The organism is Frigoribacterium sp. AC512 (assembly GCF_979258295.1).
On the sequence record NZ_OZ409850.1, the window covers coordinates 1,388,166 to 1,399,684 of the forward strand.

General features: G+C 73.2%; 12 protein-coding genes. 9 read left to right on the forward strand and 3 right to left on the reverse strand.

Annotation, left to right across the window (positions count from 1 at the left end; all coding sequences use genetic code 11):
• Window positions 1-197 precede the first annotated feature (197 nt).
• The 4 genes from ACZZ97_RS06285 to ACZZ97_RS06300 are packed head-to-tail and all read left to right on the forward strand — an operon-like array spanning window position 198 to window position 4,190.
• Window positions 198-1,331, forward strand: coding sequence for an ABC transporter substrate-binding protein (locus ACZZ97_RS06285; protein ID WP_463472617.1), 1,134 nt, complete (start codon window positions 198-200; stop codon window positions 1,329-1,331).
• Between the two features lie 11 nt (window positions 1,332-1,342).
• The gene (locus ACZZ97_RS06290) at window positions 1,343-2,251 is read left to right on the forward strand and encodes an ABC transporter permease (protein WP_463473766.1); all 909 of its coding nucleotides are present in this window, start codon (window positions 1,343-1,345) and stop codon (window positions 2,249-2,251) included.
• Window positions 2,248-3,111 carry an ABC transporter permease gene (locus tag ACZZ97_RS06295; RefSeq protein WP_463472618.1) on the forward strand — a complete coding sequence of 288 codons (864 nt, stop codon included), beginning with the start codon at window positions 2,248-2,250 and terminating at the stop codon, window positions 3,109-3,111. Before ACZZ97_RS06290 ends, ACZZ97_RS06295 begins: the two co-directional genes overlap by 4 nt.
• Entirely contained in the window at window positions 3,108-4,190 is a 1,083-nt protein-coding gene (locus ACZZ97_RS06300) for an ABC transporter ATP-binding protein (protein ID WP_463472619.1), read from the forward strand. The genes ACZZ97_RS06295 and ACZZ97_RS06300 overlap by 4 nt, the downstream gene beginning before the upstream one ends.
• Before the next feature lie 66 nt (window positions 4,191-4,256).
• Here ACZZ97_RS06300 and ACZZ97_RS06305 read toward each other — a convergent pair whose 3' ends face one another.
• Window positions 4,257-4,529 (reverse strand): hypothetical protein, encoded by a 273-nt coding sequence (locus ACZZ97_RS06305; RefSeq protein WP_314102454.1) that lies wholly within the window; start codon window positions 4,527-4,529, stop codon window positions 4,257-4,259.
• 195 nt (window positions 4,530-4,724) lie between these two features.
• Here ACZZ97_RS06305 and ACZZ97_RS06310 point away from each other — a divergent pair, with 195 nt between their 5' ends.
• Window positions 4,725-5,531 carry a DUF817 domain-containing protein gene (locus ACZZ97_RS06310; RefSeq protein WP_314102456.1) on the forward strand — a complete coding sequence of 269 codons (807 nt, stop codon included), beginning with the start codon at window positions 4,725-4,727 and terminating at the stop codon, window positions 5,529-5,531.
• On the opposite strand, the gene coaBC is transcribed toward ACZZ97_RS06310, so the two are convergent.
• Window positions 5,491-6,759: a bifunctional phosphopantothenoylcysteine decarboxylase/phosphopantothenate--cysteine ligase CoaBC gene (gene coaBC, locus ACZZ97_RS06315; protein ID WP_463473767.1), complete on the reverse strand. Its 1,269-nt coding sequence runs from the start codon at window positions 6,757-6,759 to the stop codon at window positions 5,491-5,493. The two genes, ACZZ97_RS06310 and coaBC, sit on opposite strands and share 41 nt — an antisense overlap.
• Window positions 6,760-6,937: 178 nt before the next feature.
• Between coaBC and ACZZ97_RS06320 the strand changes: the two genes are divergently transcribed.
• From ACZZ97_RS06320 to ACZZ97_RS06335, 4 genes are all read left to right on the forward strand, one after another.
• Complete coding sequence (locus ACZZ97_RS06320; protein ID WP_463472620.1) at window positions 6,938-7,684, forward strand: NRDE family protein; 747 nt, start codon at window positions 6,938-6,940, stop codon at window positions 7,682-7,684.
• 120 nt (window positions 7,685-7,804) lie between these two features.
• On the forward strand, window positions 7,805-8,671 hold the full coding sequence (locus ACZZ97_RS06325; protein WP_463472621.1) for a transporter substrate-binding domain-containing protein: 867 nt from the start codon (window positions 7,805-7,807) through the stop codon (window positions 8,669-8,671).
• Between the two features lies 1 nt (window position 8,672).
• Window positions 8,673-9,338, forward strand: coding sequence for an amino acid ABC transporter permease (locus tag ACZZ97_RS06330; RefSeq protein ID WP_233568945.1), 666 nt, complete (start codon window positions 8,673-8,675; stop codon window positions 9,336-9,338).
• Complete coding sequence (locus ACZZ97_RS06335; protein WP_314100870.1) at window positions 9,325-10,149, forward strand: amino acid ABC transporter ATP-binding protein; 825 nt, start codon at window positions 9,325-9,327, stop codon at window positions 10,147-10,149. Before ACZZ97_RS06330 ends, ACZZ97_RS06335 begins: the two co-directional genes overlap by 14 nt.
• A gap of 7 nt (window positions 10,150-10,156) precedes the next feature.
• Here the strand turns inward: ACZZ97_RS06335 and ACZZ97_RS06340 are convergent, their stop codons facing one another.
• Window positions 10,157-11,383 carry a cobalamin-independent methionine synthase II family protein gene (locus ACZZ97_RS06340; RefSeq protein ID WP_314100871.1) on the reverse strand — a complete coding sequence of 409 codons (1,227 nt, stop codon included), beginning with the start codon at window positions 11,381-11,383 and terminating at the stop codon, window positions 10,157-10,159.
• Window positions 11,384-11,519 lie beyond the last annotated feature (136 nt).

The following is an 11,519-nucleotide window of genomic DNA, read 5'->3' on the forward strand; positions in this document are numbered from 1 at the left end:
GACCGGGGCGGGCTGACCCGGGGCGTCGACGCCCCGCGGCCGCAGGCCCGCGCGCCATCGACCGTTCACCCGCGCTCCACCCGGCGCCCCCCGGACCGACGCCGGGCTTGCCTACCGTGCACGCAGGCCGACCGACGCCCCTCCGCGAGCTGATCCCCAGAACGCGACCGGCGGCCGAGCACCAGGAGGACCCACCCGTGATCGACAAGCGACACCTCGCCGCCGCCGCCGCCCTCGGCGCCCTCGCCCTCGGCCTGACCGGCTGCTCGGCCTCCGCCGACGCGTCCGACACGGCAGGCGCCTCCGGCACCGACGCCGCCACCGCGACCAGCGCCGCCGACCTGGGCGGCATGGACGCCCTCGTCGCCGCCGCCGAGGCGGAGGGCGAGCTCAACGTCATCGCCCTGCCCGACACCTGGGCCAACTACGGGAAGATCATCGACGCCTTCGAGGCCGAGTACGACATCACGGTCAACTCGGACAGCCCCGACGTGTCGAGCGCCGAGGAGATCACCGCCGCGCAGAACCTGAAGGGGCAGGACGGCGCCCCCGACGTCTTCGACCTCGGCTCGGCCGTCGCGCTGGCGAACACCGACCAGTTCGCGCCCTACAAGGTGACGACGTGGGACGACATCGCCGACGACCACAAGGACGCCGACGGCACCTGGGTCTACGACTACACGGGCCTGATGTCGGTCGGCTACGACGCGGACGCCGTCCCCGAGCCCACCAGCCTCGACGACCTGCTCGGCGACGACTACAAGGGAAAGATCGCGATCAACGGCGACCCGACCCAGGCGGGCGCCGCCGCGGCCGCCGTCCAGTGGGCCGCCCTGCAGGACGGCGGCAGCGCCGACGACGTCCAGCCGGGCATCGACTTCTTCGGTCAGCTGGCCGACGCCGGCAACTTCCTGCCGACCGACCCGACCCCGGCGACGATCGCCTCGGGCGAGACGCCGGTCGTCTTCGACTGGAGCTACAACAACCTCGCCGCCGCGGCCGACGCGGGCGGCCGTGACTGGAAGACCGCCGTGCTGCCCGGCACGGCCCTCGCCAGCTACTACAACCAGGCGATCAACGTCGCCGCGCCGCACCCGGCCGCCGCGCGCCTGTGGCAGGAGTTCATCATGGGCGACACGGCGCAGAACCTGTACCTCGCCGCCGGCGCCTACCCCGTCCGCCTGGCCGCGATGGTCGAGGCCGGCACCGTCGACCAGGACGCCCTGGACGCCGTCGGCGAGCAGCCCGAGGACACCGTGCAGCTGACGAGCGAGCAGACCGAGGCCGCCTCGGCCCTGCTCGCGCAGTCGTGGGCCGCGGCGATCGGCTGATCGTGACCACCCTGGCGGAGACCGTCCCCCAGGCCTCCGTCACCCCGGACGGCGTCGTGCCCACGAGGGCCCGGCGCCGTCCCGCGGCGTGGTGGGGGCTCACGCCGTTCGTGCTGTACGTCCTGGCGTTCCTCCTGCTGCCGTGCCTGCTCGCGCTCGGCACAGGCCTCGTCGACGGCGACGGCCGGCCCACGCTGTCGAACCTGACGGCGCTCGGCGACCCCGTCGTGCTCCGCACCTTCGCCAGCTCGTTCCTCGTCTCGGGCGTGACGGCCGTCGGGGGAGCGGTCGTCGGCGCCGTCGTCTGCTGGGGCCTCACCGCCCTGCGCCCCGACGGGCTGGTCCGCAGCCTCGTGGACGGCGCCGCCAGCGTGCTCGCCCAGTTCGGCGGCGTGATGCTCGCCTTCGCGTTCACCGCGACGATCGGCATCCAGGGCGTCGTCACGCAGCTGCTCCTGACGCGAGCGGGCGTCGACATCTTCGCGGGCGGGGCGTGGATCTACGAGGTACCCGGTCTCCTGCTTCCCTACCTGTACTTCCAGGTGCCGCTGATGGTCATCACCTTCATGCCCGCGGTCACCGGCCTCAAGCCCCAGTGGCAGGAGGCGGTCGCCACCCTGGGCGGGACGTCCCGCCAGCACCTGCTGCGCGTCGTCGTCCCGGTGCTGGCGCCCGCCTTCGCCGGCAGCCTGCTCCTCCTCTTCGCCAACGCGTTCTCGTCGTACGCGACCGCCGCGGCCCTGATCAGCCAGGGCTCGCAGATCGTGCCGCTGCAGATCCGCGCCGCCCTCGTCAGCGAGACCGTGCTCGGCCGCGAGAACGTGGCCGGCGTGCTCGCCCTCGGGATGGTGCTCGTGATGGTCGTGCTCATGGTCGGCTACTCCCTGTTGCAGCGCCGCACCGACCGGTGGACGCGATGAGCGCGGTCGGCCGCCGCACGACCCGCGGCAGCGGCCCCGGCGCCGCCTCGCCCGCCGCCCGTCGCGCGGCCCTCGTCGTCATCGGCCTGGTCTTCGCCGTGCCGATCGCCGCCATGGTCGCGTTCTCGCTGCGGAGCGCCGACGGCACCGGCCACGACCTCGGCCACTGGCTCGCCCTGGCCGACCCGGAGAACGGCCGCGCCTACCGGAACCTCGTCGAGGGCGTGACGAACAGCCTCGTGCTCGCGGTCGTGACCGCCGTGCTCGTCCTCGTGATGCTCGTGCCCGCGATGGTGCTGGTCCACCTGCGGTACCCGCGGCTGTCGCGCGTGCTCGAGTTCGTCTGCCTGGTGCCGATCACGGTCCCGGCGATCGTGCTCGTCGTCGGGCTCGCGCCGGTGTACTCGGTCGTGGCCCGCCTCCTCGGCTCGGGGGCCTGGACCCTCGCCCTCGCCTACGGGGTCACCGTGCTGCCCTACGCCTACCGGGCCGTGCAGTCGGACCTCGCGGCGACCGATCTGCGGACCCTGACCGAGGCGTCGCGGACGCTCGGCTCGAGTTGGCTCTCGACCCTCGCGCTGGTCGTCGTGCCGAGCCTCCGTCGCGGGCTGCTCGCCGCGGCCTTCATCACCGTCGCCGTCGTCCTCGGCGAGTACACGATCTCCTCCCTGCTGAACCGCGTCACCCTCCAGACCTCGCTCGTGCAGATCAGCCGCAGCGACCCGTTCGCCGCCGTGATCGTGGCCCTGCTCGCGCTCGCCTTCGCGTTCGTGCTCCTCGTCGTGATGGGCCGGGTCGGCTCGATCGGCACGGCGCGTCCCGCCGCTCCCTCCTCCACCTCCCGGAAGGCCCTCTCGTGACCGCCACCCTGCCCGAGCGGCCCGCCGCCGCCTCCGCGACGTCGACCGCTCCTGTGGGCGCCGCCGTCGCCTTCCGCTCCGTGGTGAAGGAGTACGCGGGACACCGCGCGCTCACCGGGTTCGACCTCGACCTCGGCGCGGGCGAGCTGGTCGCGCTGCTGGGCCCGTCGGGCTGCGGCAAGACCACGGCGCTCCGCAGCCTGGCCGGCCTGGAGCCCGTGACGAGCGGGTCCGTCTCGATCGACGGCCGCGACGTGGTCGGCGTCCCCACGCACCGCCGGGACGTCGGCATGGTGTTCCAGGCGTACTCGCTGTTCCCGCACCTGACGGTGCAGCAGAACGTCGAGTTCGGCCTGCGGATGCGGCGCGTGGGCCGGGCTGAGCGGGCGACGCGCGCCGGCGAGATGCTCGACCTCGTCGGGCTCGGCGCCCTCGGCGCCCGGTACGCGCACCAGCTGTCGGGCGGCCAGCAGCAGCGCGTCGCGCTCGCCCGCGCGCTCGTCACCCGGCCGCGCGTGCTGCTGCTCGACGAGCCGCTGAGCGCCCTCGACGCCAAGGTGCGCGTCCAGCTCCGCGACGAGATCCGGCGCATCCAGCGTGAGCTCTCGATCACCACGCTGTTCGTCACCCACGACCAGGAGGAGGCTCTGGCGGTCGCCGACCGGGTGGCCGTCATGCGCGCCGGCGGGATCGAGCAGATCGGCGCGCCCGAGGAGCTCTACGCGACGCCGGCGACGCAGTTCGTCGCCGAGTTCGTCGGGACGAGCAACCGGCTTCGCTCGGAGGTCGTCTCGGGGCGGGTCCGTCTGCCCGGGGGAGAGGTGCCGGCCGTCGGCGTCTGCGCGGACGGCCCGGTCTGGGCCTACGTCCGGCCGGAGGACGTGGTCTTCGCCGACCGGGGCCTCGCCGGCACGGTCGAGCAGGTGTCGTTCCGCGGGGCCACCGTGCGCACCGTCGTGCGGACGGCGGGCGACGTGCTGATCGCCCTCGACCACCGGGCCGACCGGCGTCGCGCCGTGGGCGACGGCGTCTGCCTCGCGATCACGGCACAGGCGGTCGCCGTCGCGGCGATCGACTGACGCTGCGGCCGAGGCGGGCACGTCCGAGGGCAGGGCCGCGGCGGTCGGGCCGCCGCGGCGAGCCCGCTAGTCGTCGTGCTTCTTCGTCTTCTTCGTGGCGATGGCGTCCCGCTCGCCGCGCAGCGACTGTACGGTCTCCGGGTCGAGGAAGTCGATGAAGGGGTTCGGCTGGCCCGTCTTGTCGGCGACGACCTGCGTGTAGGCCGAGGCGGCCTGGCGCACCTTCTCCGTGGCCCGCCCGGCGCGCTTGGCGCTGACGGGACGGTCGCTCATCACCTCGCCGTGGTGCTCGAGGGCCTTGACGAGGGACTTGAGGGCTGCGTCGATCTTCTTGCTCACGGGGGCATTGTGTCGCACGGAGGTTAACGCGCAAGTCGACGTCCCCCGGTCGGCGGTCGACGTCCCCCGCCCACGACACATGTCGATCTCCTCACGACGGACGAACGAGATGCTCCCCGAGGACGACGCGCCGTCGGGTCCGCTGCTCGTAGCGTCGAGCCGACGCTGACCCCACGGCGTCGGGGGGAGGTCGTCGTGACCGGTGCACGATACGTCGCGGGCAGCCGCGCAGGAGGCGCCGACCGCCTCCTCGAGGCCGGTCGCGACCTCGTCGCGTTCGGCGTGCAGCAGGCGCTCTCGTGCGCGTTCGCCGTGGCCGTGCTCGCGGGCCTCGCCCTGACGAGCGTCGTCGACGTCGGGCTGCCGCGCTACGACGCGATGCTGGTCTGGTGCGTGCTCGTGCAGGTCGTCTTCGTCGCGACCCGGCTCGAGACCCGTGACGAGCTCGTCGTGATCTGCCTGTTCCACCTGCTCGGCCTCGGTCTCGAGGTGTTCAAGGTGGCGGTCGGGTCGTGGTCGTACCCCGAGCCCGGCGTGCTGCGGATCGGCGACGTCCCGCTCTACAGCGGCTTCATGTACGCGGCGGTGGGCAGCTACGTCTGCCAGGCCTGGCGGCGTCTCGACCTGCGGGTCGACCGGCTGCGGATGCTGCCGACCCTCGCCCTCGCGGTCGCCTTCTACGTCAACTTCTTCACGAACCACCGGTTCGTCGACCTGCGCTGGGCGCTGCTCGGCGTGGCCGTCGTGCTGCTGGGACGCAAGGGGGTCACGTTCCGGGTGCGGAGCCGAGACCGGAGGATGCCCCTGCTCGTCGCCTTCGCCCTGATCGGCTTCTTCATCTGGATCGCCGAGAACGCCGCGACCCTGATGGGCGCCTGGACCTACGCCTCGCAGGCCGACGGCTGGTCGATCGTGCACCCCAGCAAGATCGGGTCGTGGATGGTGCTCGTCGTCTTCAGCTTCACGCTCGTGCTGTGGCTGAAGCAGCGCCGAGCAGGCTGACCACGGCGTCGAGCAGGGCGCGCGCCGTGTCCGCCTTGGTGCCGCTCGACTCGCCGACGACCGCGCCCTCCCGGCCGAGCAGGACCGCGACGGACTCGTCCCGGCCGAAGCCCTCGGCCCAGCCGACCTGGTTGAGCACGAGCAGGTCGGCGGGCTTCCGCGCGAGCTTGCGGCGGCCCAGGGCGATCAGGTCGTCGCGTCCGGTCGAGGTCTCGGCGGCGAAGCCCACGACGACCTGGCCCGTCCGGCGCCGTGCCACGAGGCCGGCCAGCACGTCGACGGTCCGCACCAGGTCGAGGGTGAGTCGGTCGCCCGCGTCGTCCTTCTTCAGCTTGGCGTCGGCGACGGAGGCGGGCGTCCAGTCCGCGACCGCGGCCGCCATCACGACGACGTCGGCCTCCTCGGCCGCCGCCGTCGTGGCGACGTCGAGCTCGGCCGCGGTGCCGGCGGTCCGCACCTCGACGCCCGCCAGCTGCGCGACCGCAGCCGCGACCTCGTCGTCGACGTGGGCCGCGACGAAGACCACACGGGCGCCACGGGCCGTGGCCTCGCGGGCGACGGCGAGGCCCTGCTTGCCGCTCGAGCGGTTGCCGAGCCAGCGCACCGGGTCGAGGGGCTCGCGAGTCCCGCCGGCGGTGACGACGACGACGCGGCCGGCGAGGTCGCGACCGGCCCGGTCACGGCGTCGCGCCTCCTCGGCCCGGCCCGCGACGACCGCGAGCGCCTCGTCGACGATCACGTCGGGCTCGCTCAGGCGCCCGGGGCCGCTGTCGCCGCCGGTCAGCGGGCCGTCGTCGGGACCGACCACGACGACGCCCCGAGCACGGAGCAGCGCCACGTTGTCGGCGGTCGAGGCCGCCCGCCACATCTGCGTGTGCATGGCCGGCGCGACGACGAGCGGCGCCGTGCTCGCGAGGACGGTCGTGCCCAGCAGGTCGTCGCTCAGCCCGTGCGCGAGCTTCGCGAGGGTGTGCGCGGTCGCCGGCGCCACGACGATCAGGTCGGCCTGCTGGCCCAGGGCGACGTGGCGGACCTGCGCGACGTCGTCGAAGACCGAGGTGTGCACGGGGTTGCGGCTGATCGCCTCGAGGGTGGGGGCGCCCACGAACCGGAGGGCCGCCTCCGTGGGGACGACGTGCACGTCGTGGCCCCGGAGGACGAGCTCGCGCACCACGGACACGGCCTTGTAGGCGGCGATGCCCCCGCAGATGCCGACGACGACGGTCAGGCGTCGGACACCCGCGCCGGCGTCGTCGTCTGCTGCTGCTGTCGCGACGGTGTCGGCAGTGCTGTCGGTCACGGTGGTGCCCCTGTCGGTCGGCCGCCGAGCTGGTGCCCGTCGGCGGGTAGCGTTGCAGCCACCACGATGCCGCATCCCGACGGATCGTGGCGGAGGAGGCAGCACCGTGTGCACCGTCGTCGTGTCCGTCGCCCCCGGGGCCAAGTGGCCGGTGGTGTTCCTCGGGCTCCGCGACGAATCGGCCGACCGCCCCTGGGATCCTCCTGCCGCCTGGTGGCCCGAGCTCGGCGACCGCGTCGAGGGCCTGCACGACCGCGAGGCCGGGGGAGCCTGGCTGGCCACGGCGACCGGGCCGGCCCGCGCCTCCGTCGTCCTCAACCGGCGGGAGCAGCCGCCCGTCCCCGAGGGGGGCTGGCGCACCCGCGGGGCGCTGCCGCTCGAGGCGGCCTCGGCCGGCCGGCTGCCCCGCGGGCGTCCCGCGACCCGCACCTTCAACCTCCTCTCGGCCGACGCCTCCGGAGCCGTCCACACGAGCTGGGACGGCGACCGGCTCGCGAGCGTGCCGCTCTCGCCGGGCGTGCACGTCCTCACGCACGGTGCGCCCGACGACGACCAGGTGGCCCGGGTGGCGCGCTGGCTGCCCCGGTTCCGCGGCGTCGCCGCACCGGTGGGCCCGCTCCCCGAGCGGGACGAGGGCAGCTGGCGGCCGTGGCTCGACCTCCTGCGCGAGAGCAGCGCGCTCCCGTTGTCCGACGAGGAGGCGCTGGTCCGGGCCGACCTGCTGGGGGGCACCTGGTTCGGCTCGCTCTCGCTCAGCCTCGTGGCGCTGTCCGCCGACCGCGTCGCCCACGAGCACCTGCGGCTCGACGCCGGCTGGGGCGTCGACCTGCCGGGCGCCCTCGCCGCCCGCTGACGCTGCCGCGAGCACCCTCTCCGACGTCACGAGACGACACGGGGAATCAGCGCCGCGCCTGCGCGGTTAGGGTCGGAGGCCCGGCAGACCCGGGCAGCTCATCGACCAGGAAGACCACCCGTGACGTTCTCGACTCCTCGCCTCTCCCGCACGACCCGGATCCTCGCCGTCGGCGTCGCCTCCGCCGCAGCCCTGCTGCTGACGGCGTGCGCGCCCGCCTCGACCGACGACGTCGTCTCGCAGACCGGGAGCGCCACCGCGGACACCAGTGCGGCGAAGAGCCTCTCCGACATCCAGGACGCCGGCGTGCTCGTCGTCGGCACCGAGGGCACCTACCAGCCCTTCACGTACCACGAGGGCGGCTCGGGAGCCCTGACCGGCTACGACGTCGACGTGGCCACCGCCGTCGCCGAGAAGCTCGGCGTCGACGTGGAGTTCGAGGAGACCCAGTTCGACGCGCTGCTCGCCGGGCTCGACGCCGGGCGCTTCGACGTCGTCGCGAACCAGATCTCGATCACCGACGAGCGCGAGGCGACCTTCGACTTCTCGACGCCGTACACGGTCAGCCGCGGCGTCGTCGTGACGGCCGCCGACGACACCTCCATCACGTCGCTCGCCGACCTCGCGGGCAAGACGACCGCGCAGTCGCAGTCGAGCAACTTCTACGACACCGCCAAGGACGCCGGCGCCGACGTCCAGGTCGTCGAGGGCTGGGCCCAGTCGGTCGCGCTCGTAGAGCAGGGGCGCATCGACGCCACCGTCAACGACGAGCTCACCTTCCTCGACTATGTGAAGACCAACCCCGAGCAGGCGGCGGCGATCAAGATCGCGGCGACGACCGACGACGTGTCGCGCTCGGCGCTCGTGACGACCAAGGGCAGCGACGACCTCGTGCAGGCGATGGACGACGCCCTGGCCGAGCTGGCGGCCGACGGCACGCTGGCTCAGATCTCCTCCACGTACTTCGGCCAGGACGTCAGCGAGTAACGTGCAGTCCTCACTCGACCTCTTCGGCCGGGCGTTCTGGCCGATCGCGTCGGGTGCCCTGGTCGCCTCGATCCCGCTGGCCCTCGCCTCCATGGCGATCGGCCTGGTCATCGCCCTCGTCGTGGCGATGATGCGGTTGTCGGGGCGCGCCTGGCTGTCCGGGCTGGCGCGGTTCTACACGTCGGTCATCCGGGGCACGCCCCTGCTCGTGCAGCTGTTCGTCGTGTTCTACGGGCTGCCGTCGATCGGCGTCCGGCTCGATCCGTGGCCGAGCGCGATCATCGCGTTCTCGCTCAACGTCGGCGGCTACGCGGCCGAGGTGATCCGGGCGGCCATCCTCTCGGTGCCCAAGGGCCAGTGGGAGGCGGCCCACACCATCGGCATGTCGCGCGCCCTGGCGCTGCGGCGCATCATCCTGCCGCAGGCGGCGCGCGTCTCGGTGCCCCCGCTGTCGAACACGTTCATCAGCCTCGTCAAGGACACCTCGCTCGCCAGCGTCATCCTCGTCGTCGAGCTGTTCCGGCAGGCGCAGCAGATCGCGACCGTGTCGAACCAGTTCCTGCTGATCTACCTCGAGGCGGCCCTGATCTACTGGGTCATCTGCCTCGTGCTGTCGTTCGGGCAGGACGCCCTCGAGAAGAGACTGGACCGACATGTCGCCCGCTGACCCGCCCCTGTCCGGCGCCTCCTCCCGGCCCGGTCGCCCCGGCCAGGCGGCCGAGCTCGTCCTCCGCGTCGAGGGCCTCCGCAAGTCGTTCGGCGCGACCGAGGTGCTCAAGGGCATCGACCTCGAGGTGCGACGCGGCCGCGTGGTCGCGATCATCGGCCCGTCCGGCTCGGGCAAGACCACCGTGCTGCGGTCCCTGAACAGCCTCGAGGTCCCCGACGGCGGACGGGCGACCCTGTCCGACGGGCGGGTCGTCGACTTCGGCGGCAAGGTCGCCAAGCGCGACCTGCTCGCCCTCCGCGACCGGTCGTCGATGGTGTTCCAGCACTTCAACCTGTTCCCGCACCTGACCGTGCTGCAGAACGTGGTCGAGGGGCCGATCCGCGTCCAGGGCCGCGACCCCGAGGAGGCGCGGGCCGAGGCACGCGAGCTGCTCACGCGGGTGGGCCTCGCCTCCCGCGTCGACGCCTGGCCGGTCGAGCTGTCGGGCGGCCAGCAGCAGCGGGTCGGCATCGTCCGCGCCCTGGCCCTCCGGCCGGAGCTGCTGCTCTTCGACGAGCCCACCAGCGCCCTCGACCCCGAGCTCGTCGGCGACGTCCTCACCGTCGTCAAGGAGCTCGCCGACGAGGGCTGGACGATGGTCGTCGTCACGCACGAGCTCGAGTTCGCTCGCCGGGTCGCCGACGAGGTCGTCTTCATGGACGACGGCGTCGTGGTCGAGCGCGGCGCGCCCGCCGAGGTGCTGAACCGCCCCCGCGAGCCGCGCACGCAGCAGTTCCTCCGCCGCGTGCTCAAGCCCCTCGACGACTGACCTCGCCTCAGCCGAACAGGCGTGAGCTCGCGATGCGCGCGCCCTCGCCGAGCGCGGCGAGCTTCGCCACGGCGATCTGCGGGTGGATCCGCCCGCCGAGGCCGCAGTCCGTCGAGGCGACGACCCGCTCGGGCCCGACGACCGACGCGAACGCCTCGATGCGGTCGGCGACGAGCTCGGGGTGCTCGACCACGTTCGTCGCGTGGCTCACGATGCCCGGGATGATCTTCTTGTGCGCCGGCAGGTCGAGGTCCCGCCAGACCTTCCACTCGTGCTCGTGCCGCACGTTGGCCGCCTCGAACGAGTAGGCACCGGCGGTGATCTCGAGCATGAGGTCCGCGATGTGCCGGAACTCGATGTCCGTGGTGTGCGGTCCGTGCCAGCTGCCCCAACAGAGGTGGAACCGGATCTGGTCCTCGGGCAGGCCGCGCAGGGCGTGGTTCAGCGCCTCGACCCGGATGCGCGTGAAGGCGCGGTAGTCCGTGACGCTCGGCTCGGGGACGATCTGGTCCCAGTTCTCGGCGATCGAGGGGTCGTCGATCTGCACGGTGAGTCCGGCCTCGACGATCGCCGTGTACTCCTCCCGAAGTACCTCGGCCCAGGCCCAGATGTGCTCCTCCTCGGTCGCGTAGAAGTCGTTCGCGATGCGCGCGCCGCTGCCGGGCGACAGCGACGTGATGAAGCCCGACGACGGGTCGGCGCCGGTCGCGGCGAGCCCCGCCTTCAGGTTGGCGATGTCGGAGGCGATGGCCGACTGACCCACGTACGCAAGCGGACCCGTCGTGCTGGGGAACGCCGTCGCGGTCGTGCCGGTGCTGATGCCCGAGGTCGGGTCCTGGTAGGCGTCGGCGAAGATCGTCCAGTCGCGACGGTCGGGGAACGACGTCAGCCGCACGTTCCCGGGCGACGAGCGCACCGGCTCCTGCGAGAAGATGTCCGCGCCCGTGACCGACAGGCCCGAGACCCGCTGGAACGAGTACGACCACCACGCGCCGTAGTCGACCGCGCTCGTCATCGCCTTGCCGTACTCGCCGTCGCCGACGACGGTGATGCCGAGGTCCTGCTGGCGGCGCACGAGGTCGATCACCGCGGCGGTCAGCAGCTCGTCGAACTCGGGCGTGCGCTCGAGCGTGAGGCCGTCGTCGGCCAGGCGGCGGGCGTCGTTGGCCGCGATGAGCTCGGGCGTGCGGGGCAGGCTGCCCGCGTGGCTGGTCTCGATCCTCTGGTTCGTCATGTCCCGATGGTGGACCCGGCCCTCCTCGCTGTCACGTGCTGCGTCATGCGCCGTCACGATGGCGCAGGAGGCCGCGGCGGCGGAACAGGACGGGCACGCTGATCGTTGCCCCCGTCGGCCGTCGGCCGCCGACCGC